18 protein-coding genes and 1 pseudogene are annotated in these 24,164 nt (G+C 47.6%); 5 read left to right on the top strand and 14 right to left on the bottom strand.

Annotated features, from left to right (window positions below):
- Nucleotides 1–96: 96 nt before the first annotated feature.
- Nucleotides 97–513 carry a LuxR C-terminal-related transcriptional regulator gene (locus G4V62_RS16715; protein ID WP_165204379.1) on the bottom strand — a complete coding sequence of 139 codons (417 nt, stop codon included), beginning with the start codon at nucleotides 511–513 and terminating at the stop codon, nucleotides 97–99.
- A 595-nt stretch (nucleotides 514–1,108) separates the two neighbouring features.
- On the bottom strand, nucleotides 1,109–3,004 hold the full coding sequence (locus tag G4V62_RS16710) for an FAD-dependent oxidoreductase (RefSeq protein WP_165204376.1): 1,896 nt from the start codon (nucleotides 3,002–3,004) through the stop codon (nucleotides 1,109–1,111).
- Nucleotides 3,005–3,253: 249 nt separating this feature from the next.
- Here G4V62_RS16710 and G4V62_RS16705 point away from each other — a divergent pair, with 249 nt between their 5' ends.
- Complete coding sequence (locus G4V62_RS16705; RefSeq protein WP_165204373.1) at nucleotides 3,254–4,447, top strand: acyltransferase; 1,194 nt, start codon at nucleotides 3,254–3,256, stop codon at nucleotides 4,445–4,447.
- A 31-nt stretch (nucleotides 4,448–4,478) separates the two neighbouring features.
- Nucleotides 4,479–5,675: an acyltransferase gene (locus G4V62_RS16700; protein ID WP_165204370.1), complete on the top strand. Its 1,197-nt coding sequence runs from the start codon at nucleotides 4,479–4,481 to the stop codon at nucleotides 5,673–5,675.
- 143 nt (nucleotides 5,676–5,818) lie between these two features.
- Here G4V62_RS16700 and G4V62_RS16695 read toward each other — a convergent pair whose 3' ends face one another.
- Both G4V62_RS16695 and G4V62_RS16690 read right to left on the bottom strand, forming a co-directional pair.
- Complete coding sequence (locus tag G4V62_RS16695) at nucleotides 5,819–8,569, bottom strand: S-layer homology domain-containing protein (protein ID WP_165204367.1); 2,751 nt, start codon at nucleotides 8,567–8,569, stop codon at nucleotides 5,819–5,821.
- A gap of 390 nt (nucleotides 8,570–8,959) precedes the next feature.
- The gene (locus G4V62_RS16690; RefSeq protein WP_165204364.1) at nucleotides 8,960–10,744 is read right to left on the bottom strand and encodes an FAD-dependent oxidoreductase; all 1,785 of its coding nucleotides are present in this window, start codon (nucleotides 10,742–10,744) and stop codon (nucleotides 8,960–8,962) included.
- Nucleotides 10,745–11,029: 285 nt separating this feature from the next.
- Between G4V62_RS16690 and G4V62_RS16685 the strand changes: the two genes are divergently transcribed.
- The gene (locus G4V62_RS16685; RefSeq protein ID WP_165204361.1) at nucleotides 11,030–11,242 is read left to right on the top strand and encodes a CopG family transcriptional regulator; all 213 of its coding nucleotides are present in this window, start codon (nucleotides 11,030–11,032) and stop codon (nucleotides 11,240–11,242) included.
- A 565-nt stretch (nucleotides 11,243–11,807) separates the two neighbouring features.
- On the opposite strand, the gene G4V62_RS16680 is transcribed toward G4V62_RS16685, so the two are convergent.
- The 3 genes from G4V62_RS16680 to G4V62_RS16670 form a co-directional block, all read right to left on the bottom strand.
- Nucleotides 11,808–12,251: a CBS domain-containing protein gene (locus G4V62_RS16680; protein WP_165204358.1), complete on the bottom strand. Its 444-nt coding sequence runs from the start codon at nucleotides 12,249–12,251 to the stop codon at nucleotides 11,808–11,810.
- A 692-nt stretch (nucleotides 12,252–12,943) separates the two neighbouring features.
- A complete protein-coding gene (locus tag G4V62_RS16675; RefSeq protein WP_212508816.1) occupies nucleotides 12,944–13,945 on the bottom strand; it encodes a formylglycine-generating enzyme family protein in 1,002 nt (333 codons plus the stop codon).
- Between the two features lie 252 nt (nucleotides 13,946–14,197).
- Complete coding sequence (locus G4V62_RS16670) at nucleotides 14,198–15,178, bottom strand: 2-hydroxyacid dehydrogenase (protein WP_165204355.1); 981 nt, start codon at nucleotides 15,176–15,178, stop codon at nucleotides 14,198–14,200.
- Nucleotides 15,179–15,425: 247 nt separating this feature from the next.
- Between G4V62_RS16670 and G4V62_RS16665 the strand changes: the two genes are divergently transcribed.
- The gene (locus G4V62_RS16665) at nucleotides 15,426–15,878 is read left to right on the top strand and encodes a DinB family protein (protein WP_165204352.1); all 453 of its coding nucleotides are present in this window, start codon (nucleotides 15,426–15,428) and stop codon (nucleotides 15,876–15,878) included.
- Between the two features lie 88 nt (nucleotides 15,879–15,966).
- Here G4V62_RS16665 and G4V62_RS16660 read toward each other — a convergent pair whose 3' ends face one another.
- From G4V62_RS16660 to G4V62_RS16640, 5 genes are all read right to left on the bottom strand, one after another.
- A complete protein-coding gene (locus G4V62_RS16660; protein WP_165204349.1) occupies nucleotides 15,967–17,052 on the bottom strand; it encodes an aromatic acid exporter family protein in 1,086 nt (361 codons plus the stop codon).
- Between the two features lie 232 nt (nucleotides 17,053–17,284).
- The gene (locus G4V62_RS16655) at nucleotides 17,285–17,998 is read right to left on the bottom strand and encodes a glycerophosphodiester phosphodiesterase (RefSeq protein WP_165204346.1); all 714 of its coding nucleotides are present in this window, start codon (nucleotides 17,996–17,998) and stop codon (nucleotides 17,285–17,287) included.
- Between the two features lie 262 nt (nucleotides 17,999–18,260).
- A complete protein-coding gene (locus G4V62_RS16650) occupies nucleotides 18,261–19,463 on the bottom strand; it encodes a mechanosensitive ion channel family protein (protein ID WP_165204343.1) in 1,203 nt (400 codons plus the stop codon).
- Between the two features lie 136 nt (nucleotides 19,464–19,599).
- Nucleotides 19,600–20,466 (bottom strand): MBL fold metallo-hydrolase, encoded by an 867-nt coding sequence (locus G4V62_RS16645; protein WP_165204340.1) that lies wholly within the window; start codon nucleotides 20,464–20,466, stop codon nucleotides 19,600–19,602.
- A gap of 163 nt (nucleotides 20,467–20,629) precedes the next feature.
- A complete protein-coding gene (locus tag G4V62_RS16640; protein WP_165204337.1) occupies nucleotides 20,630–21,832 on the bottom strand; it encodes an MFS transporter in 1,203 nt (400 codons plus the stop codon).
- 235 nt (nucleotides 21,833–22,067) lie between these two features.
- On the opposite strand from G4V62_RS16640, the gene G4V62_RS16635 reads away from it, so the two are divergent.
- Nucleotides 22,068–22,496 (top strand): universal stress protein, encoded by a 429-nt coding sequence (locus G4V62_RS16635; protein ID WP_165204334.1) that lies wholly within the window; start codon nucleotides 22,068–22,070, stop codon nucleotides 22,494–22,496.
- Between the two features lie 120 nt (nucleotides 22,497–22,616).
- Here G4V62_RS16635 and G4V62_RS16630 read toward each other — a convergent pair whose 3' ends face one another.
- Nucleotides 22,617–23,612 (bottom strand): YecA family protein, encoded by a 996-nt coding sequence (locus tag G4V62_RS16630; RefSeq protein ID WP_165204331.1) that lies wholly within the window; start codon nucleotides 23,610–23,612, stop codon nucleotides 22,617–22,619.
- A 336-nt stretch (nucleotides 23,613–23,948) separates the two neighbouring features.
- A pseudogene (locus tag G4V62_RS20065) lies at nucleotides 23,949–24,164 on the bottom strand (transposase family protein); the annotation flags it as partial.

The raw sequence follows: 24,164 nt of genomic DNA, 5'->3' as shown, positions 1-24,164 counted from the left end.
TTTCGTCGACTACCATTATACAGAATTTGGGGAGGTACTTCCTTTTTTATGTCTCGGAAGCCTTGCGTGGCAAGACCTTAGAATTATGAAATTCATTCACTCATTATAATTATCTAAAATATGTGCTTCGATTTTTTTTAAAGCATTTCGTTTTTGTTTAAGAACTGTATTTTTCGAAATATTATGGCATTCGCATATATCTTTTATTTTTTTATCATCGTAAATTGACATTTGTACAATCTTTTTTTCTTTATTAGTTAGCAGTTTCATAAACTCTCTTAACATGATTTTAGACACAACATAATCTTCTAAATAATTCTTATGATCAGTGATACAGTCTAATAATTCTTTTTGTTCGCTGTATTTTAATTGTTCATTTAGTAAGAGTTTTTCTTTATTCAACTTAATCTCTTGCTTTTTCTTAAGCTTTTTGGCTCTACCTAACATAGAAATATGGATATAAGAGATCGCAGCAGCTTCTTTATAACTCTCGCCTTTACATTGCCTTTGCATTGAAAAAACACCCCTTATAATGAAATTCTAGTTTAAAAATTTAACCATTATTACCAAATATAATCCTTTCAATTATTATACACTATATTTTTAAAATTAGATATATTGGTAATTCCAATAAATAATGAGAGATAACGATTTTTTAAAATTAAATGTTAAAGCATTTTATGCAATGAGAGATAAAGTGATCTAAAACTCAAATCTACTTGGCGCTTATGACATACTGTTTGCACTTAATGACCCAAGTGGAGACTAAAGACAAAAGCCACTGCTTAAATTCAGCCGATGGCTAAAGGATGTCAACCTGAATAGGTACGCAGCGCATCTTCAATCTCATCAGCCACCTTCATAAAACCATTCTACGGATGTACCTTTTGAAAAACCCCTTGATACAATGAAAAATTTAATCTTCCCTTCTTATTTTTAAATCTAACGGCTACCATTTTCCGAATGCCTTAAAACAGCGAAGACACAAATAGAAACCTCAGTTCATAAGAGACTTAGCGCTTTCACACCGACGGCTAAAAGCGTTCAACAACAAGCGGAGCACACCTTCTTTGCCTAGGTGTGCTCTTCTCATTGGACATACCACCTCTTATGATTCCTCATTCACCGTCTCTAACAAATCAGCCAAAATGATATATGCCTCAGCGCGGGTCAACGTTTCATTGGTTGCAAACTGAGCGATCGTGTCTGCGGACAAAAATGCAGTTAATCCTTCCCACGTTGGCTCGCCAGTTTCACCGAAGGCAGCATATATTACCTCGGCACTTTTTTCCGGTGTTAAGTTTTTAGGTTCTTCGTTATAAATAAAATCATTCAAATCAACCATATGCTGCTCGTTTGCTTGAAAGAGTTCGGCATTGCTTCGTTTGACGAGCTCGCGGATGAGATTGACGAAGCTATGGTGGTTCAACGCACTGTCGAGATTCAAGTCGTTATTGTAGCCACCAACGAGTACGCCGTAATTCATTAACGTCTGAATGGCTTCGTCGGCCGGATGACCTTTGTATGGGTAATCAGCCTCAAAGCGCGGAATGTATTGGTCTTGAGCTACTAATGTCTGCCGGAGCTGTTCGATCTGCTCCTCACTTTCTGCGAAGGCATGAAAATCAAGCGCTTCGGCGATGCTCTGAGCCGCCGCTGTACCAGCCGCTTGCCCAATCGCCATGCCTGTCGGCACGATGCGCGCACTCCCTGAGGCAATCGATGAAAAGCCGGCTGAACGACCGACGACGAGCATATTCAGCTTGTCCTGCGGTACGATGGAGCGGAACGGAATGCCGAATTGGTCTGGGTTGGAAATGACGTAGCCTGTATTGTTGGCTGAGGTCGCCTGGACGTCGACAGGGTAGCCACCGATCGCAATCGTATCTTGAAAATCGCGATTCGCCCAAATGTCGCTCATTTGCAATTCGTAAAGGGCGTCGATATGACGCGTCTCCCGCACGTAAAACTCCGGCGGGAAGGCTTCGATCTCCGCTTCTTCAAACCCAGGAAAATGCTGACGCAAATACGCAAGCACGCTAACTGTTTCGCGCTGTCCCCGTTCCATCGCCGCTTCGACTTCTGCTTCCACTGTACCGTTCACACCAAACAAATGAAGTGCGTTTATATAAACTTCATCTTTGCCGACGCGCGCTAAGTTTAACCCACGGAGCCGCATCCCATCCTGAGACGGCGTGTACATCGTATGAAGCTCAGAAAATCCGTGTGCGGTAATGTCGGACACTGTTGCCGTACCAAACAGCTCCTGTTTCGCCGCTTCGCGCACTTTAAACCAATCCACACCAGATAAACGAATGACCGGCGTCACGGCCATCGCTCCGTCTTGATTAATGTCTTCCGCACCGTACGTGTAAGAGACCCCGGCAGCAACAGCGAGATCAGCATCTTGCGTCGCATCGATGACGCGATGCGCCATAACATCCTTCGTCTCTCCGTCGTGCGTCAGCGTGACCCCGTTCACGAGGTCATCAGCAACTAGCGGCTTCTCCACTGTCGTATTCAAGGCGAGCGTCACATTTTCTTCATCGGCGATCATTTTCATAAAGGCTGCCTTCGCAACATCGATATGGAAAACTTCTTCGCCACCGACAAGGCTGTGCCACTCATTAAACAAACCGCGAGCGACATTTTCTTCATCGTGATTGAGTGTCATATCTAAATAATTCAGCCAGCCGTAAGTAAATAAGCCGCCCAAGCCATCACGATGCTCAACTAAGAGCGTTTTCGCACCATTCCGTCCAGCCGCAACAGCCGCCGCAACACCCTCTGGCTCACCACCAACGACGATGACGTCATAGCTGTCTTCAAGCGCAGGTGTCTCAGCAGTCGTACCATATGTATCAATTAACGCTTGCTGGTCATCAGGAAGCTCGTATTGGGCAAAACCCATTTGGTAAATCAATAAATAACCGGCACCGATGAGAATACTCATCAAGCCTAGTGTCACTAAAATTCTTAGTAAAAAAGGCGGGATGTTTTTCATAGTTTGATATGTCTTACTGCTAAGACCTTGCCTCCTCAAAAATTCTCTATTTCTATACCATTCGCCACACCAAATGCATTCCCGTCGCTACTTTTTCCTTTTCTGTTCTCTTCTTTCCATTTCAAGGTTTCCTATTGTCAAAGACGCACTCATCCGGCATGATAGAAGGATGTAGGGCTACGTTCGTAAATCTGTTTCGATAAACGAAGAAATGACATGTGATGCCTTATGGAAAGGAGCTTATGCACGGTGCAAACAAAACCAAGGCACATTAATGAAATTTATGTGACGCGCGCGATTGCGATTTTAGGTGTGCTTATCGTGCACGCGACTTCATATACGATCATTGACATGAAAGGAACCGCTTATTACGGTTTTTACAATGCCATTAACACGTTTTTTAAATACGGCACGCCGACGTTTATTCTGCTCAGCAGCTTCGTCTTATTTTACAGTTATTCTGCTCGACCGCTGACGGGGAAATTGATGGCGTCGTTTTATAAGCGGCGTATGCTGTATATTATTTTGCCATATGTATTGTTTTCCGTCATGTATTTTTTGTACCATTATGATGTATACGCAACGTATTTGGCACAGGATGAGATGCTGAGCGAATTTTTCAAACGGCTCATGATCGGAAAAGCGAGCTCTCATTTGTATTTCGTATTTATCTCGATTCAATTTTATCTCATGTTTCCACTGTTTCTCTGGTTTTTTAAAAAGTTCCCCCGCTGGTCCATCCATGCGTTTTGGATAGGCTTCCTCATTCAGTGGGCTTTCGTCTTCAGTCTTGAACAAGGCTGGGTGACAGTCGAGAATCGCATGAGCATTTCTCTATCGTATATGGCTTACTATTTTACCGGCGTCACACTCGGCATGCATTTTGACAAAGTCGAGCGTTTCTTTTCAGCGACGCGTGACGCATTGCGCTCGAAGTGGGGTGTTTGGACCGCCTTATTATGGCTTGCCTGGGCCGCCGCTGCATTTGGACATATTTACGTACAGTATTTGTCACGGACTGGACTAGCTGCTCCGAGTCAAATGACGTATCAGCTGTTTTGGAATGCGCATACGTACTTGTCAGCGTTCATGCTTCTGCAAGTGTCGTTTGTCATTTATCGTAAATGGGCGCCATGGCTCGTCAATACGTTGATGCACCTTGGGGTCACATCGTTTGGCATCTACTTGCTTCATTTACTTGTGCTCAACAAATACAATACGACGTTTCAAACCGGTGACCCAGTCATGTATCATCTGTTTATTGCCGGTGGATTTGCTGTATCGCTTGTCGTATCTTGGATTGTCGTCGGACTCGTCATGAAGTTTATCCCTGGCTACTGGATTCTTTTCGGTGCGAAGCCGAAGCGAATGCCGAAAAAAGAACGGACGACAGAAACACCGGTCGACAACAAAGGGCAGCGGGTGTCTTCATCGGCACCATAAATGACGTCGAGATGAAAAAGGAGCATGGCTTATGGCTTCACAAAAACACATTCAAGAAATTTACTTGACACGCGCTTTAGCAATTATTGGTGTTCTGCTCGTTCATGCGACGTCTACCGCAATCGTTGACCTGCAATCTTCCGGTTCGGATACGTTCATCGTGTACAATTTCGTCAACATTTTCTTCAAATTCGGGACGCCGACGTTTATTTTCCTCAGCAGCCTCGTGCTCTTTTATTCATACAGTAAAAGACCTTTGAAGCCCGGGCTGCTCAAGCATTTTTATAAACGCCGGCTCGCCTTTATTTTATTGCCCTATGCGATTTTTTCGCTCATTTATTTTTGGCAGAAGATACCTCTCTTACAGCAATGGATGACGTCTGAAGAGATTGCCCGTCAATTTATTTTCGACTTTCTGATCGGGAAAGCGAGCGGGCATTTATATTTTGTCTTTATTTCGATCCAATTTTATCTTCTATTTCCGTTTTTTCTGATGTTCTTTAAAAAGTACCCGTCCGCGTCGAAGCATGCCTTCTGGGTCGGCTTTCTGATTCAGTGGGCTTACGTCTTCGGTGTCAAATACGGCATTTTGCCGTCGGAATATAAAGGGAGCGTCGCCTTTTCATATATTGCCTACTATTTAATGGGTGTCACAGTCGGTATGAATTATCCGAAGTTTGAACAATTCTTTGCGTTGTCAAGATCGCAAACGCCACGGCGCTTCTGGTTTTGGACAGCCGCTTTATGGGTCGGCTGGGCATTCTTCTCCGTAGGACATGTCACCGTCCAATACTTGTATCGCACCGGTGTGTATACCGCGGATACGCTCATCTTTGAATTTTTCTGGAATGGCCACACATTTCTGTCTGCGCTCGTTTTAATGCAAGTCGCCTATGCGATGTATAAGCATGCATCAAGCAAAGTCGTTAAAGCGCTGCTTCATCTTGGGGTCGTTTCATTCGGTGTGTATTTGCTTCACGTGTTGCCGCTTCATTTATATCGGGAATATATCGACACGGGGCATCCGATTCTTTATCACGTTCGAAATATCGGCGGTTTCGTCGTCTCACTTGCCGTGTCGTGGCTCGTTGTCGGCGTCGCGATGAAATATTGGTCGCGGGCTTGGATTTTTTTCGGCGCGTTCCCGAAAAACTGCCGTGGGCTGATCAGGAGACAACAAAGGAAAAGCAAAAAGAGAACACGTCGCTGCCAATGTAGTGATCTATGAAACAAACGCCTCGTTTAACGATCGGCATAGGTCCGATCGTGGAACGGGGCGTTTTTATGCTTCGAAAAAGCAAACGACCGAAAAACAAGGATTGCTCCTTCGTTTATGAAGGGAAGGCAATCCTTGTTTCTTTGCTTTGATCTTTAGTTTTTCACGCTGCCCATCAGTTTCGAAAACTCAGCGCGGGTCGTTGCACGCTCAGGACGGAAAGTACCGTCTGGATAGCCGTTAACGATATCTGCCGAGGCGAGCTGAGAAATGACGGCACTTGCCCAATGGCTGGAAGGCACATCGGAGAAGTTCGTGTCTGCCTCTCCACCGACGTTATACGCTCGTTGGAGAAGTGCTGTGAGCTCGGCACGCTTGAGCGGCGCATCTGGTGCGAATGTTGTTTCCGAACGCCCGTTCAAAAGTCCGGCGTCGACAGCCGCAGCAATTTCTTCAGCTGCATAGTGGCTCGAAGCGACATCTGAGAAATTGGCGCTTCCACCTGGCGTGATCCCTTGATCACGGACAAGCATGATCGCAGCTTGCGCACGGGTCAGACTCGCTTCTGGCTTAAATGTGCCGTCTGGAAAGCCTGTGATCACGCGCTGTGCAGCCAAGTCGCGAATGTAGCTGTACGCCCAGTGACTTGTGCTCAAATCGGAAAACGAGATTGACACGGGTTCTGTGAAATCGTCGGAGTAAATGGCATCGAGCTGGTCGACGTACACCGTCCCTTTGTCTTGATGCTTGTCATCTGGCTGTGCGATATAGATGCGCTCAAATGACAGCGGAAGAGGTGCGTTCTTCGGTACATCTGCCGTCACATACTTCCAGCCTGTCCAGTTCATCTTATCGCGCTCCGTAAAGTCGATTGTGTGACGCTCTCCCTTGCCATCCACAATGACGCCACGCAGCCAATTCGTGTTTCCATCACCATAAACCCAAGCACCAAGCTGACGCGGCTGCCCTTTTAGCGCAAGCGGGTCTTTCGCAATGGCATAAGCGGTTTTTGTTCCTGTTTCATCGCCCGTAAAGTCGTAATCGATCTGTAAGGAACCTTGACCTTCTTTTTTACGGTCTTTTTCAGCTGAAATGGAGGCTTTCGCACGAGCCGCCGACGCCGTCCAGCCGTTTACAGAGTCAAGACTTGACACTGGCAATGGCCCGGACGCAATTTGCACCGGTACCTTCGTCGTCACGTCACCAACGGAAGCAATGACATGACCTTGACCTGCTTGATTGCCGGAGGTGAACTTACCGTTGTCATCGATCGTACCAACATCACCTTCAACCTCCCACTTGACCGTGCTCGGATCAAATACCAATTCCTCGCCGTTGTTTTCAAGTGCTTGGGCGGTGAGCTGGACGCTCGCGTTTTTTCCGAAGACTAACGCTTCCGGTGTCACGGCCAGCTTGTCAAAGTCGGAGACGACTGTGACATCAATCTCGCCAGTCGCATCACCAACACGGGCGACAATTTTCCCCTTGCCAGCGTTCGTCGCGGTAAACGTCTTTCCGGAGATGTCACCGACGCCACCGGTCACATCGTAGTTTATATCGGAATCGTCTACGCGAACTGTGTTGTAATATTCGTCTAAAGCATAATCAAACATGAGATCAAGCGAGGTGCCTTTAACGATTTTTCCTTCGGCCTCTTTGGAAAACTTGATCGTTTCAGGATCTCCGGTCGGCGCCGTGGAGATCGCCTGCAAGGTCGCCGAAACGCCACGCTCCGCACCGTCCGATGGCTTGTTAATGAGTGCAGGGCTAAACGTGCCAAGGTCACGTATAGACATCGCAGTAGAGCCGCCGCCATCAAGGTTGATCGCGTCATGAGCGCCGAGCGAAATCATGTAATTCGCCAGCTCATTTAAGGTCGCACCAGAGCTGTAGCCTGGCTGACGTCCGTCGATCGTCACCATAAATACGTTCTCACCGGACTTGTCAACGCCAATCGCAGTTCGTGGATGGCGTCCTTTTGCAAACGAGCTGCCCGTGTTCATCGTAATGTTCGGTCTGCCGTTATCAACGAGCATCGGTCCCGCAGCCATCACGTATTCCGCGCCGAGCCATGGTTCGTTGATCGTGTTCGTAAAGGAGATGTCGTCTCCTTCTTTTAAGCCTTCAATGTATTTTTCAGCTTCTTTTCCGTGCATGGACAAGACGAAGCCGCCTCGGGGTACAGTCGCATTACCGCCTTCGCCATTGTATGTAATTTTCTTGACCGTACCTGTGACCGTTTCTCCAAATGGAACGCTCGTAACGCTTTTACCGATTCCGTCAACGACGACTTCAACTCCCCACGGATTTGTACCAGTGGAGCTGACAGCAGGCGTATAAAGAACCGTATCTCCTTCACTTCGCTCGCCATTGACTTGCGAAATGTTCATCTTTTTCCCGTTCACATCGAGGTTCATCCCAATCTGGAAGCTGTGAACGCGCCCTTTTCCGTCTTTATCAACACCAAAAGCCACACGGGTATTCGTCGGACTATTTGCGTCTTTCCCGATAATCCCTCGATTGACGAGGACGTTGTTTAACGCGATTAGGTTGACGGGTAAACCGGAAGAAAAGTTAAAAAAGGCGGCGTTCGTCGCACCGACGACTTGATTGCCTTCTTTATGCTTTTCTTTCGCTTGATTGGTCGTCGTCTGTAGTCTTCCTGGCAGGTTGATATCGAGTCTAGTAAACTCATCTGTTAAATCAACACTTAGGACATTCACCGCTTGTCGATTGGACCCTCCATCATGATACTGATGCTTTGAATATTCTACCCCCGGTGAAAGATGATAACTGTCCGAACTTTGCCGGTTTGACAACGCGGAGGCTTCCTGCGGGGCAAGCATGAAGCTCCCTTGCAAGCCGATTACAGCCGCTGTTGTCACGGCCATTAACTTTCGTTTCATCAACGATTCTCCCTCTCTTATCTTCATCTTACTTGAAGCGCGTGACCGCCCCCTATGCAGGCCAACTACGCCTTAACAATTGTGAAAAAGCGAGCGCATCTGTTTGTGCTGTTCACTTTTTCTTGACGCTAGTATAAAAATATAATTAGAGATCAATGCAATATCCTATAGAATGACAAAGAGCGTCTCCTATACCATTCGACTCGTCATGAACGCATCTGTCGGTTTATGACGTCAGTACGCTTTGGTAGATATACTTCTTTTTACCAATTCTTCAAAAATCAAATTCCATGATATGAAAACCCCACAAACATATGAGTCTGTGGGGATTCTATTGAAAAGAAAAATAGCCTCTCATACACTTTTAAAAAAACATTCGCCTGCACTATGTTACGGTGTCTTACTTTCTGCGCGTTCAATCACTTCGCCCATGATAGCATACACTTCTTTTTTCGCCAGTGTGCGATTTTCATTCACGCGGCTGTAAAGCGCCCCCGAAATGAGCCCTTCGTTCCGCGCTGCTTCCCACGGGTTAGCGCCGGGTGTGATCCCTTCTAGTAAAAGCACGACACGCGCAGCTTCAGACCGCGTAACGTTTCCTTCCGTCGCTGCCACTTCTGGGTACGCAGGCGGATTTTTGGGGTTTGTTCTTCGTAAAATTTCCTTAAACGTCCCATGGAACTCTCCTGAAGCCATCGGATCTTCGGCACCAATATCGTTTTGGTAGCCTCCTTTCAGCATACCATAGCGCATAACCGTCTGAATACCCGGGTAGAACCATTCGCCTTCGTACATATGAGGAAGATCAAACGGATAAACGTTTGCCCCTTGCTCAATTAAAGTCGCTTGTAAATTGCCAATCCATACCTTATCGTGTGCGACCTCACGCAAGGTGCGTTCAGCAGGCTCTTCACTAAGCCGTGCCGCCGCTGTCCCGGCTGCCTGAGCTGCCGTCATCCCGATCGGAATGACCCGTGCACTGCCGGCCGCAAGCGACGTATAGCCAGCGGAACGACTGGCGACGAGCAGACCGTCGACTTCGAGTGGAACGAATGACTGAAATGGTACGGCGTATTGTGTCGGGTTACAGACGACGATGCCCCAGTCATCCACACCCGTTGCCTGCACATCTACCGGATACGCGCCAAAGCCGACCGAATCCCATTGATCTTTATTTTCGCAAACGTCCATAATCGTCAACTGATATTCCGATTGCACATGCCTCGTTTCCCGAACATACAACTCATCCGGAACACTTGCGATTTCTGCTTCCTCAAAACCAGGGAATCGATCGCGCAAGAAGGCGACAATCGCTTCTGTTTCCCGTTCTCCTTTTTCGATCGCTGCCTGCTTGTCCGCATCATCAAGCCCGTCGACGCCGAAAATCTGCAAGGCGTTGATGTACACTGAGCCATCATTTTGCAGGGCGATATTTAACCCGCGCAAGCGCGTATTTTCTTCAACTGGCTCATATTCGGTATGAAGGTCACTAAACCCCCATGCCGTGTTGTGCAGCATCTCAGCCGCGCCAAACGTCTCTTCCTTCACCGCCTGCTTTACACCTTCCCAGTCGACGTGATCTAAATGAATCATTAACGTTACGGCCATTTTTGTCCCTAATAAGCCGGTATCCTCACGTCCGACTGTATATGGTGCACCTGCCTCGACAGATAAATCTGCATCCTGTGTCGAATCGATGAACGTTCGCGCTTCGACGAGCTTTTCTTCACCGTTATGTACGACATTCAAACCGGTCAGCGTCGAGCCTTCCTTTTGAACGCTGGCTAATTCAGTCTCCGTCCAAAGGGTAATATGATCTTCGGCTTCGACAAGCTGATGAAAGGCTGCTTTTCCTTCTTCTACATCAAAAGCAGGCTTATTGCCAACGAGCTCATGCCATTCTTTAAAAATACCAGCGTTTGCCGGTGCTTCGTTCATATCGCGAGCGACATCTAAGTAGTTAAGCATTCCGTAGGTCATCAGCCCACCAAGACCATCCCGCTCCGCAATGAAGAGCGTTTCTGCCCCATTTCGCGCGGCGGCTACGGCTGCAGCTACGCCTTCTGGCTCTCCTCCATACACGATGACGTCATAAGTGTCATCGTCTTGGCCAAGCTGACACCCTGCTGTCAAAGCTAGACCGATCAAACTAAAGAACAACCATATTTTTTTCATAGAGCGACCTTCCTTTACTAGTCTCTTTCGCATTATACAAATCCTGACGACAGAGTACAATCCCTTGCTTTTTCAAACGACATCCCGCAGAAGATCAAGCGGAAGCTTTTTATCCATGTCATCAAATGTTCCCATTTTCCTATCAATTCCTAACGACATCTGTTTGCTTTTTATTGCTGTTTTCCCTATAATGAGGAATGTTAAATCCTGAATGAACGGCGATGAGATGATGGGAACGCTCATCATGAGTGGATCTGTTTGAAGAGAGAACGGGAGGAAATATGAATGAGTAAAAAACGCATTTCGGCGACAGTTTCGGAGGATTTTGACACCAAGCTGAACGAACGCGCCCAAAAACTAGGTGTGAGCAAAAGTGCTCTCGTATCCTTCGCACTTGGCGTCTATATGTCACAGCTCGACCTTCTAGAAAAAAATGGCACATCTGAAAAAGACATTTATGATATGATTCGCTATAACTTTGAGGAATTAAGTCGGTAACGTTACATAATGCGTTCATCAAGGGTGATGAGCGTGCCAAAAATGACTGCCTTTCTAATAAGTTGATGTCACGTGACCCGATAGACTTACCTCACAAAAGGGAGCCATAATAATGAATTGGACTTTTGTTACTCAAATTGCTTTTTTCGCCGGGTTCGCCTTTTTATTTATATTTATGGTGCTTGTTTTTATTAAAACAATCAAAAACAGAAAAAAATAGCAAGCCACAAAAAAACGACAGGTCACTGTCGTTTTTTTGTGCCAAAAGGAAAAGTTATTACAAAAAAGGAGGAAAATTGTTCATTCCTCCCCTTTAGGTGAGTTATCAGTTAAGCAGCCATCTCCTGCCAAAGCATACCTACTCGCCTCCGCTAGTTGCGGAGCGCTGAGACTGCGGAGCAGAAATCCCCTGCCTCGTGAAATGAAAAAGCCATTTCCCGGCCAGGTGATGTTCTGTCCTACACTTCAGTTCGTGCGTCACTCCGCTTTTCTTTTTGGCTAGCTGTGCGGCGCAGAAACTTCGGAGCAGAAATCTCTTGGCTTGAGAAATGTGGAAATCCATTTCTCAGCCAAGTGATGTTCTGTCCTCCGTTTCTAAACGTGCGCCGCTCCGCTTTTCTTTTAGCATGAGTTCGTTGATGATTTCGCTTCTGCGAATAATGCCGATGAAGCGACCTTCATCGTCAACAACTGGGACGAAGTTTTGATCGGCGGCTTGCGCAAACAAACCCTCCATATTGGCGTCCACGGAGATCGGCTCATAGTACCGATATCGTTTGACGGCGCTGATCGGCTGACGGCTCAATTCTTCTTGCGTGCTGTTCGTTTCATAAATGTGCCAAAGCAAATCGCCTTCACTAAGCGTTCCGACGTATTGTCCGTCCCGATCGACAATCGGAATTGAGGAATAACGATGGTACTTCATTTTTTCCAACGCCTGTCTGACCGTAAAATCATGATATATAAAAGCGACTTCTTGCTTAGGCAGGAGAAAGAAAGCGACATTCATATCACATCACTCCGAAATAAAGAATTTTCTTTTAATTCACTTGTTTTCCCAAAATAAAAGACAAATGTTTGCTCACAGAAGACCTTCCAATTTAAGTGTACACGAAATGAGCAGAAAACTCACGGGAAATACTTGAATCTTTCGTGAAGAATGAACCAATCCATTCAACCTATACCCCTATTTCATCTATCCTAGTCTGGCTTCTTTAAATTTAATAGATATGAAAATACGTTCATTAAGCGGTATATGAAAAAGCCATGTTGACGATAGAAATTGACCTAAGAGATCATCGTCGAATGGTCTAACCAGAACAGATGATTAACAAAACAATCGGATATCGCCAGCACTGACGGCTTGCAAGCTGTGAATAAAAGGGCTGGTTCATTGAAAAAAAGCAGCCTTGAAAAAAGATATCCTTATCATGGTGAAAAAGCTAGCTGTTGCCGATTTTAGAACACAATTCAACTTGACCGTCGTATGAATCAAGATCAAGCCTTAGCGTGTTTGGTCTTCTGTGAATCAAAATCAATAGGCTCAAAAAATTGTAAACGCTTACTTAAAAAGTCATAAAAGACCACAGTATGGGTAAATCAGGTAACTACGAAAAGACGGTAACTTGGAGCGTGCCATTGGGCCTACTCCAAGTTTATGAATACAGCCTTTCCAACATGCGCATGAAATATCTCGTCGCTTTACGTTCGATCGGCCACACAGCGAAAGCCGATATTTCCCGTTGAACTATCAGGTGTATTGGAGCTTCGAGCAGCGACTCGATAGCGATTGCAATACGAATCGTGGCATAGATATGAACCACCTTTCGTCACACGTGCCATACCAGTCTCTGGTCCAGTTGGGTTGTTTTTTGTCAATTGAGCCGGGTTGTTTGTAAACCAATCCGTGCACCATTCCCACACATTGCCGACGACGTTATATAAGCCATATCCATTAGGCTTGTAGGCTCGTACAGGTGCCGTGCTTATATAGCCATCTTCCTGCGTATTTTCTTGTGGAAACGTCCCTTGCCAAATGTTACACTGATGCTCCTGTTCGGACGTATAAAGCTCATCTCCCCAAGGAAAGCGCCTCTGTTCAAGCCCGCCGCGCGCTGCGTATTCCCATTCGGCCTCAGTCGGCAGACGCTTCCCCGCCCATTTGCAATACGCTTCAGCATCGTTCCACGACACGTGGGTCACCGGATGATCCCACCGACCTTCGACTGAGCTGTCCGGCCCTTCCGGATGCCGCCAATACGCCCCTTCAACAACCCACCACCACGGCGTCTGTTGCACTTTTTTCGTCACTTGCTTCGCCGTCTTCTCAGAGATCAGCATGTAAAAAACGAACGACCAGCCGAACACTTCAGCCTCCGTTTTGTAGCCTGTTTCCTCTATAAATTGGTGAAACTGCCGGTTCGTCACGGACGTTTCATCAATATAAAATCCGTCGACAGTCACAGAGCGTGCCGGACGTTCGCCATCAGCCGCAAAGCCTTCTTTAACGTCGGTACCCATCAGAAAGCTTCCACCATTAAGCCAGATCATTCCTTCACGATCTCCCGCATCCGCTTGCTCGACGACGACATCTGCTGTTTCTTTTGCCTTCTGATCAGCTGGTCCTCTATTCGGGGTACAGCACGATTTTGTCTTCTCCTCACGTGTCATCTCGATCGGTCCTTTCGTTTGTATAACCGACATGTCCTTGCTGCCGCCGATTGTACGTATATTGTTTCAAGGTTCTCACTTTGCTTCCGAGCCTTTGAACATTCCTCTAGCAAACTTGCCTACACTATTAACATACCTTTTTTTAGCTGACAGACAATCCTTTATGAAAAGGCTTTCTAAAAATCGTCTTATAGCGGCGACTGTACCCTGTACCGTTCGATCGCAGGCTTTGCGTTCTCGCATTAAGGTCATCTTCAAAGCAAGCAACGTAAACGATCCACGTCGTTAGCTAGTCAACACTTCCGGATTTAATTGCGCTTTCGGTGCCTTCCCTTGCAGCGCGGCGACTAAATGATCAACCGCCATATGAGCCATCGTCATTCGCGTTGCGACACTCGCGCTACCGATGTGTGGGAGTGCAACGACTTGTGGCAATTGCAAAAGTGGGTGATCCGTAGAAATCGGCTCCTCTGTAAAGACGTCGAGCCCTGCCCCAGCAATTTCACCCTGCACGAGCGCATCATAAAGCGCCTCTTCATCGACGATCTCGCCACGTCCAGTATTTATCAACCGGCACGACGGCTTCATTTTCGCAAATGCCTCACGACCGATCAGCTGATAGGTTTCCTTCGTGTATGGCATCAGCACACACAGAAAGTCGGATGTCGCTATCACTTCGTCAAAGGAACGATACTGGACACCAAGCTTTTCCTCGACGTCTGGCTTACGAGTCCGGCTATAATAATGCACCGTCATATCGAACCCGCGCGCCCGTTTAGCCACCGCTTCCCCAATCCGTCCTAACCCGAGAATGCCGAGCGTCGCCCCGTGGACGTCAGCGCCTGTCAGCAACAGCGGGGCCCACGTTTTCCATTTTCCTTCTTTGACAAATCGCTCTGCCTCGGGAATGCGCCGTGCGACCGCCATTAATAAAGCAAACGTTAAATCCGCCGTCGTTTCGGTCAGCACGCCCGGTGTATTGACGACGGCCACTTTACGCGCTGTCGCTGTCGCTAGATCAATATTGTTGTAACCGACTGCCATTTGGCTGATCACTCTTAAATTCGGAGCCGCCTCAAGCACGGAACGATCTATTTGCTCCGTCAGCATCGTCAGCGCCCCGTCCGCTGCTTTCAGCTCTTCTATGAAAACGTCACGCGGGACAGCCTCTTCCTCACTTTCCCACATCCGAACGTGACACGTTTGCGCAAGCCTTTCAATCACATCATCAGGCAATTTTCTCGTCACATAGACACGTGGTTTCATTAATATCACCTATCTCTTTTTTTCTCCGCTCACCCATGAGCGTTTTCTTAAAATAAAACTGCTCGTCGCTTTGCAAAAAGGCACGCAACATGCCCAATATTCTAAATTATACTATTAATTTTGACGTCTTCTGCTAAAGCTGTCAAATGAAACAAGCCATCACACTTACGCAAAACAGATGATTTGCACTCTCTCGTAAACAAAAGTACAGTAGAGGGGATGGAGTATAGAATGGAGGTTTTTGATGATGAACACCGCATCATACTTAAATCATTGGCTAAGTCACCGTAATGCGCTCGTTAACTTGATTGATAAGGTTGACAATGAACACACGGTTTATGAGCCGTGGAATGGAGCGATGTCACTCGGTCATCTCGTCGTGCACATCGTTCAATCGACTGATATGTTTGTTGAGTCCGTTAAGCAAGGTACATTCGCCGAACCGACCATCCAAGACGATTTTCAAACGATGGATGATGTGCGAAAAATTGTTCGCGATGCGACGGAAAAAACAAAAAATGACCTTGAAGCGTTAACAGAAGAACAGGTCAACAGCATGATTTCAAGTCCGATCATGGAAGCGCCAGGCAGTGTCTACTTGACGACTTCGTTAGATCATGAAATTCATCATAAAGGACAGCTCTTCACGTATGCCCGTATGGCTGGAATAGAAGATATGCCGATGTTTATTGCCCGCTAATGACATGACGATGCTCAAGCCCTCCGCTTACGGTGGTTTGAGCATTTTTTTGTTTTCCCTACAACGACTGCACTCCTCCCGGCTGCTTCTATTCCTTCAGCGTCCCTGTTTCATACACCTTAGCGTGTTTTTTCGGGCGCGTACGCCGCCAGCGCCGTTCGATATATTGAATCTCTTCCATTAAATCGACCATCGACAGCAATTCATAAGCATACGACGTTTGCGGAGAAAAAAAGACTTCCCCCGGTCCATAGCCGTCTGCGACGTTCATCCCTCGCGTCTGCTCTTTGAAATGCGTCGCCAGCTCTTGAATAATCTGCAACTGCTGGGCTTCGTTTCCGAGAGGTTTATCATCGAGCTCATCGGCAAGCGCCTTCATCATTTTTCGCTCAAGCGACATTGTGTCATTCTCGTCGTCCATTTGATCGGCTAAATAAATCATATGGCCTAAATGATAGGAAAACTGGCGCAATAACTCGAGCAGCTTTTGCTCGTAATGAAAATCGCGCACCTGTCCGCGGCGAAAGCGGTGAAATTTCCACTCTTTTTTCTGGTAGGCGCAAAATGTATCCGTTTTTTCAATGTCTCTCAGCATTTGCTGAAACGTTTCCTTCATTTGGTGCGGTCCGTTCTCCGTTTCTTCCCCCGCCTTCATGCGCAGCAGCAAGCTTGCCCGCTTGCGAATATTGATTAGCTGCTGCCAAATCGGCACGCCATAGTCCGGCGGCATAACGAACACATTGACGAGTGACGAGACGATCAGCCCGATGCCCGTCGTGCCCATGCGAATAAAAAAGGAAAATAAATAGTCATCGTGCACCGTAGACACCATTGCCACACCCGTTAACGTCGCTACGAGCGTACCCGAATACAATTTCAATTTATAACACGTATAGATCGTCGCCATCGCTGTCAGCGCATACGCAAGCGGATGTTCGTGGAAAATAAAACCACAAATCATTGCATAGCCTGCCCCTAATACGGACGCAGGAAAACGAACGAGCGCTTTCTGAATGGAATCGGATGCTGTCGGCTCGATTGTGACAATCGCTGTAATGACAGCAAACATCGGCGGCCAGCCGATCCAGTCACAAATGAGCGCCGTCAACAGCACCGCAAGACCTGTCTTTAAGAGGCGTCCTCCTGCAAACTGATACCATTTTTTCGGTTTCATAGAAAAAACACCTTCTGTATTTGTTTACTCTCTTTAGTATAGCAAACTTACTGCGCGCTCGCTTTAGTGTAAAGACACCGTTTACGTGTTTCTGCAATGAAAAAAACCTTTTTCACCTCTAGGCTTTCACAGAGCCCTTCATTTCATGCTTTTTCCAATCAATTTATTGGACATAAAAAAACTGGCGCTAATGAGCACCAGCCATGTTCTTACCTTCACGTGTCGGAGACAGTTATGTATGTGCATTCTCTAAAAACGACGGAAAAAGGTCAAGTTCGTTCACCGTCGCCAGCACTTCAGGAAACGGCTTGATCACTTGAAACGCCTCCACCGTATCGACCGGCCACACGATCGGCTGTACGCCCTCCTGCCGGCACGTTTCGACAAACTCGGCAGTCAGTGACTGCACGTGAACTGCGACCGACCAAGCGTTAAGCTGGCGAATGAAGGGAAAGACCGCCGGCGAAATGCAAAATAAATTCACCCCTGTCCGAATCGTCGAATGCAAACGGCGCACCCGCTCCACCGCATAATGGTCGAACGAATTGACGTACACGTCATCCGTCATCGCTGTCGCCTCAATCACAGCAAGCGTCCGCTCCTCTAGCCGAGGGTACATCTCCCCCATTTGCTTCAACTCAATCGCGACCTCTGCCTTCCCTTTCAGCAACACGAGCGCTTCTTCCAATGTCGGAATCGGCTCGCCCTTCCCGAAATCACCACGCTTCAGCTCAGCCAACGTCAAATCCTTCACCTTGCCAGTCAACGTCGACGTCCGGTCAACAGTATGATCGTGAGTCACCACCGGCACACCGTCCTTCGTTAAATGGACATCAAGCTCTACGTACTGGTAGCCCCGCTCTACCGCTGCCTGAAATCCTGCAAGCGTATTTTCTGGAAACAACGCCGGAAACCCGCGATGCGCAATCGCACGAATTGTTGCCACGTCACATCAGCCCTTTCCCTTTTTCCTAAAGTATACAGCTCATCCATGAGCTATAGGGCACGTTTACACAATTTTAACGTCGGCGTTCCGTCGGCTTGCAAACGTTTCCCGGGAAATACGTCCTCACGGCAAGCATCAGCTTACCGTAAGATAAAGATGACCACTCCGATCGTAAAGCTTTAGCGAAAAAATAAGCATAGACGCGAACCGAGCGCCGGACAACACTGGCCAGCAACCGCCTCACCTGCCAGCCGCCCATTCGTTATTGCCCATCACCACCGCCATCGCCTTCCCCAGTCGCCGCATCCATATCTTTTGCGACACCGTCTGAAGGCATTGGATTCGTATTTTTATAAGGTTTCCGCTCATGAAGTTCCTGTTCAGCGTCTGCCTGCGGCGCATCGTTGTGCTCCAACACACGGATCGGCGCGGCAATCGTCACACCAGCATTCTCTAAAATGCTCATCAATTCAAGGTTCACTTCTTCTTTAATCGCAAACCATTCCGCCCACACCGTCGTTTTCGTAAAATAGTAAATGTACAGCTCATAGCTATTGTCCGTAAATTTATCAAAGTAAACGAGGAAGTTATGCGACACGATGCCGTCGTGGCTGCGTAAGAGCTGACGGATGTCCTCAAGACAGTGCTCGAGCTGACCGCGTGACGTCCGATGTCTCACGCCAAGCGTAAAGAACACACGGCGCATGCTCATTTCCGACCAGTTCGTAATCGGCTCCTTCGAAATCGTCGCATTCGGCACGACTTCAAGCGCATCCGCAAACGTCCTCACCTTCGTACTGCGGAACGTAATGTCCTCGACCGTTCCTTCGACCGTCGGCGTCTGAATCCAGTCACCCTTTTTAAACGGACGCTCGGTAATGATGACGATCCCGCCGAAGAAGTTCGCGACCGTCTCCTGCGCCGCTAGGGCAAAAGCAAGACCACCAAGACCAAGCCCGGCGATAAAGGCACCGATCTGAATGCCCCATTCCCCGATAATCGATACGATCGTGAGCGCGATGACCATAAAGCGCAGCACCTTCGAGACGAACGGAATGAGCATACTGTCTTCGTCTAAATCCGTCTTCTGCGCCAAACGCTGTAAAAACGTCGCGTTTTGTGAAGAAAAGCGGTACAAGCCCCAGCCGACGAGGGCAATTAAAAACGACACATACGTATGCTGGACAAATGGATGATTCGTAATCGGATACGGCAAATACGTAAACGCCAAATACGTCCCGACGATGACCCACAGCCAGTGAAACGGCCGTTCAAACGACAGCAGCAGCTGCGTAAACACATCCGTCGGCGTCTTCCGCGACAGCTTCACGATCAGCTTAAAAATATATTGGGTGAAAATCTTCCGAAACAGCAAAAATAAGAAAAAGATCACAATCGCCACGCCAATGTCTACCCACGGCGCATTGACGACATGTTCTACAAATCCATTCCATACGTCTTGCATGTCATTATTCTCTCCTCTCTCCTTCTTATATTAGCATGGTTGGACTGTAAAATAGAACGCCTAAGTGGGCAAAAATCGACATGTTTTGTCACGAAAAAACCCCCTTTTTGTCGGCAAAAGAGGATGATCGGATCAATTATTGAAATGGCGCTTCGTCATCTTCACCATCAACGTATTTGCCGAAATCAGGCAAGGTGAGGTCATCAAAATGGCGGACGAGCTTGTCCAGCCCTTCCGTCAGCTCATCGCCGTGAACGACCGGTCCGTGTCCAGTGACTGCCACCGCAGGCGACAGCGCCGCCAAATCCTCGACCGAGCGTGCCGCCGCCTGCCAATCGGTCGTAAAATAGCGCGGTGGCCCAGTGATTTCTTTTTTCTGCGTCACCACGTCAAACAGCTCGTCTTGACGTACAGTAATAAATGCATCACCCGCAATAAGCAAGCCGTCCGCCGCCCGATAAAGTGAGATGTGACCCGGTGTGTGTCCAGGCGTATGCACCCAGCGAAAATCAGGAAGTCCCGGCACTTCTCCACGCGCTGGCAACGGCTGGACGTGATCATGCAGCTGAATCGGCTCATTTGGAAAATAACGAGCCACCTTCGCAAGCATGCCACCCTCCACGGTCGAATCCGGCTCGGGATATGCCGTATCCCCCGTTAAAAATGGCAGCTCCTGCGGATGCGCATAGACAGGCACGTCCCACTTGTCGATCAGCTCCATGACACCGCCGACGTGGTCGAAATGACCGTGCGTTAAAATGACCGCCCTTGGCTTTGCCTCTTGCCCGAACCGTTCTTCCGCCGCTTCGATCAGTGCTTTCCCAGCTCCCGGCGTACCTGCATCAATGAGGACAAACTCACTGCGCTTCGGGCGACCAATCATGACGACATTCACGATCTGCGTCACATAACAATACACATCCGGCATCACTTCGACACCTTGCCCGCTTGCGACGGACGTCGCCGGAATCCATTTGTAGTCTTTCCCGTATGATTCCTTCATTTTCGTGCCTCCTTTGGTGATCATTGACAATAGCTTGAATCGTCCACTGACATTTTATGTATTCAACTAGAAGAAATACAAAAGGCACCTCCATGTCGGAGATGCCAAATCGCTTCGTCACAGTCGCGCACGCATAGACGAGTGCACGACCGTGCTTCAACCATTAAATCCTCACTTTTAATAAAAGCGTCGTCAGCAAAAAAGATAAGAAGATAAAGATCGCGCCGACCCACGTCGTATGAACGAGCCCGATATTCGTTGCGACAAGTCCACCGATCGCCGAGCCGATCGCAATCCCGAAATTTGCGGACACCGGCAGCAAGGACGCCGCCAAGTCTTTCGCATGAGGCAACTTTTTTTCCGCGACCTGCATTAAATACAGCTGAACCGCCCCGTTAAATAAGTAACAAAAGAACCCAATCACCATTAAGTTAATGAGCCCAACGATAAGAAAAGGCGCGGTTACATAAAAGAGCGCGAGCGCAAGCGCCTGCAAGAGAAACGTCACTTTCAGCGCTTGAAATGACCGCCCATCTGCAATCCGTCCCGAATACAAATTACTGAAAATCGTCGCCAAGCCGTATAAAAGAAGCACTGCACCGACGTACGCTTCCTTAATGCCAGTCACTTCAAGGAAAATCGGGGAGATGTACGTATAGATGACGTACGTCCCGGCCATCGCAGTGACAGGAATACCAAACGCTACTAAAAGACTTGGCTCTTTTAATAAAGCAAACTGGGAGAAAAACGGCTTCTGCTCAACCGGCGGGCGTTCCGTCGTTTGCGGCAATAACAAGACGAGTACGATGACACCGAGCACGACGTTCAGCCAGAAGGCGAGCGGCCAGCCGCCAAGCTGTCCGATAAACGTCCCCAGTGGTACACCGAACACACTCGCAAACGAAAAGCCGGCAAAAATAAACGCCATCGCTGCGCCCCGTTTATGCGGCGGCGCTTCCTCACTGCCGATACTAAGCGCCAGCGTCACGAGCACACCGCTGACGAGCGCGGTAATGATGCGCGTCCCCATTAAAAACGTATAATCCGACACGAGCGCACTAAGCAAGTTGCCGAGAATAAAGATAGCGATCAACACCGGCATCGCAATTCGCCTCGGGAAACGGCTCGTCACCGCAATCGCAAACGGCGTACCAAGCGCATAAGCGAGCGCAAAGCCAGACACGAGCGCCCCTGCCTGCGCCAACGAGACACCAAGACTGAGCGCCATATCAGGCAATAAACCGACGATGACAAATTCACTCGTCCCGAGCGAGAATGTGAGCAGCGTCAGTGAAAAGATCAATATTTTTTGATTCCGTGTCCACGCACTTGACGCGTGGGAGATCGTCGTTTCCATTTGTGCCATACGTATAAACCCTTTCATGAAAGTAAATGATCACCAAAAGCACAACGAACCTATTATCCCATATTGTCGCTGGCTTGCCTATCCCCTTTACAAAAAGTCCACAAATCCGATAGACCCCTCGTCAATGACCGACAGAAAGCGCTTTTTTCATTGACGTTCATTTTAGGCAGGCGTACAATATAGGTAGATAGACCTTATTTGATCATACGAATCTCTGAAAGGTGTGACCGAACTGATGTACAAAACAATGATCGTTCCAATCGACGGCTCTGAAAGCTCATTCGACGCGCTTCAGGAAGCCCTAAAAATCGCTAAAGAAAGCAAAAACGCACCTACACTGAAAATTGTCCACATCAAGCACCACGTCCCATTGATCAACAGCATGGGCGGCATCCCTCTCAATATGGATGAAGTGCTTGAAAAAGAAAGCCAGCACGTCATGGACAAAGCCAACGACGTACTAAAAAATGAAACGGTAACGTACGAAGTATCTTCCGATTTCGGTGATCCAGCATCAATCATTTGTGAAAAAGCAGAAACAGAACATGCTGACCTTATCGTGATGGGCAGCCGCGGCCTCGGTCCATTCCGCGAAGTCGTGCTCGGCAGCGTCAGCTCAAAAGTACTTCAGCGTTCAAAAGTACCTGTGTTGATCGTTAAATAAGCTTCACTCATACAAAAGCCTTCAAGTCGCGTGACACATACGACTTGAAGGCTTTTTCACATGCATGCTCTCATTAGCTTTGACTCATCTCTTTGCTAATGATATTGATTAATTCATTTCTTAATGTCCGCGATACTTCCGAAACACCTGAGGCACTCGTCTCATAAAATTCAGCGAGTTCCGCCTGGTCGGGGCAGTCGTCGGCTCAAGATATATACTGTTTATGAAATAATGAAGCCCAGCGGCATATTTCTCCGGCTTGCGCACGTTTGGATGATACGTTTCACAAAACGAATGCCAGAGTGATGCGCCAAGTGACCCATCTGCATCAGCACCCGCAAAAAAGTATTTACATGCCGCAATATAAAGCTCTGCCACGTTTTCATGCGCCTCATCTTCCCATTCAAGCTCCTCGTTGCCTACGATACCATCCATCTCCGCAAAGATGAGCGAAACGACGGCTTCATAGTTGTTCTTCATATAAACGTTTGCCGAATATGTATTCACCTGATCCATCATCTCTTCAAGCACCCTAAGCATCGGCTCAGACGGCTCTAACGGAAGCATAAGATCAAAAGCAAAGCTGACCAATGTATCGCCAAACGACAGCATATTGCCGAAATAAAGGACACCGTCCTCTAAAGGCGGTACTTCACGCTCAACGATTTTGACCGAAAACGGCTCCGTCGAAAAATAGTCGATCGCCTCATATACATCGTTTCCCTTCGCCTCTTCAAGCTTCAACAACATCGGCGACACGTGCGCCCAGTTTTTAAAGATCTGGCGCACTGACGGCACCATCGGAACCGTTTTACACTGCTCCTCAATATATTCCTTCAGCATCGTTCTCCGCCCCCGCGGATCATTCGTTTCATAGAAAAACTGCGCAATGACATGCTGCTCGACGATGAGATCAGGAATCTCCTCATTCACTTCTTTCGAGAAAAACGACTTCGTCTCTTCAATCAAATGATTGTAAAACATGATTAACTCATCGTACAAGTTCCACAGCTTATCCGTATGCATCTCACCAATATACGTCACCTTGGCTTGACAACACTTTTTATATTTCTGACCACTGCCACAAGGACAAGGGTCATTCCGCTTCACACTCATACATCCACTCCCCCTTCATACAACGTCTCTCCTACTAAAAGGCTACCAAAAAAACCCTACTTGCCTAGTCTAAACCGTCAGTAGGTGGAAGGAGGATTTTGGGTTTTGCGAGGAAAAATGACGGATTGTTGGTTTGGGGAGGGCGGGGTTGGGTGGTACAAGATAGGAAATAGCGGTCATGGTTATAAGATTATTGATTTTTATACGAATTGAATGCTGTGAAGATGGGACAGAAATTTTTAATTGAGTTTCGACTGGTGAGTAATTTAAGAGGTTTGGAGATAATATCGGGGTATTTTTTTCGGTAATTCCAAGAATAGTTTTCACTTGATTCTATTCTGGCTTATAGCGCTGATAACGTTTGACAAATGGATGCTTCTCCGCCAAACGCTTTCCTCAGGCACAAATATACCTACGTTTTCGGTAATACATCTCGGTTGTGCGTTCAAATCATTTAAGGTGTTGGACTTTTTGGATGCGATAATCATGAACGCGTGTCGTTCTGTCACCGCACTGAGGACACTTTTGTTTTTGCCTCGGCATTTCAATGTA

It is taken from the genome of Litoribacterium kuwaitense (genome assembly GCF_011058155.1).
GTDB lineage: Bacteria > Bacillota > Bacilli > Bacillales > DSM-28697 > Litoribacterium > Litoribacterium kuwaitense.
Note: the sequence above shows the minus strand (reverse complement) of the source record. Positions and strands in the feature narration are given on the sequence as shown.

Coding starts and splice junctions, on each gene's coding strand:
- G4V62_RS16715 (WP_165204379.1), bottom strand. CDS start 513: ATGCAAAGGCAATGTAAAGGCGAGAGTTATAAAGAAGCTGCTGCGATC.
- G4V62_RS16665 (WP_165204352.1), top strand. CDS start 15,426: ATGAACACCGCATCATACTTAAATCATTGGCTAAGTCACCGTAATGCG.
- G4V62_RS16630 (WP_165204331.1), bottom strand. CDS start 23,612: ATGAGTGTGAAGCGGAATGACCCTTGTCCTTGTGGCAGTGGTCAGAAA.
- G4V62_RS16640 (WP_165204337.1), bottom strand. CDS start 21,832: ATGGCACAAATGGAAACGACGATCTCCCACGCGTCAAGTGCGTGGACA.
- G4V62_RS16635 (WP_165204334.1), top strand. CDS start 22,068: ATGTACAAAACAATGATCGTTCCAATCGACGGCTCTGAAAGCTCATTC.
- G4V62_RS16695 (WP_165204367.1), bottom strand. CDS start 8,569: ATGAAACGAAAGTTAATGGCCGTGACAACAGCGGCTGTAATCGGCTTG.
- G4V62_RS16650 (WP_165204343.1), bottom strand. CDS start 19,463: ATGCAAGACGTATGGAATGGATTTGTAGAACATGTCGTCAATGCGCCG.
- G4V62_RS16670 (WP_165204355.1), bottom strand. CDS start 15,178: ATGAAACCACGTGTCTATGTGACGAGAAAATTGCCTGATGATGTGATT.
- G4V62_RS16680 (WP_165204358.1), bottom strand. CDS start 12,251: ATGAATGTCGCTTTCTTTCTCCTGCCTAAGCAAGAAGTCGCTTTTATA.
- G4V62_RS16660 (WP_165204349.1), bottom strand. CDS start 17,052: ATGAAACCGAAAAAATGGTATCAGTTTGCAGGAGGACGCCTCTTAAAG.
- G4V62_RS16685 (WP_165204361.1), top strand. CDS start 11,030: ATGAGTAAAAAACGCATTTCGGCGACAGTTTCGGAGGATTTTGACACC.
- G4V62_RS16700 (WP_165204370.1), top strand. CDS start 4,479: ATGGCTTCACAAAAACACATTCAAGAAATTTACTTGACACGCGCTTTA.
- G4V62_RS16690 (WP_165204364.1), bottom strand. CDS start 10,744: ATGAAAAAAATATGGTTGTTCTTTAGTTTGATCGGTCTAGCTTTGACA.
- G4V62_RS16645 (WP_165204340.1), bottom strand. CDS start 20,466: ATGAAGGAATCATACGGGAAAGACTACAAATGGATTCCGGCGACGTCC.
- G4V62_RS16675 (WP_212508816.1), bottom strand. CDS start 13,945: ATGTCGGTTATACAAACGAAAGGACCGATCGAGATGACACGTGAGGAG.
- G4V62_RS16710 (WP_165204376.1), bottom strand. CDS start 3,004: ATGAAAAACATCCCGCCTTTTTTACTAAGAATTTTAGTGACACTAGGC.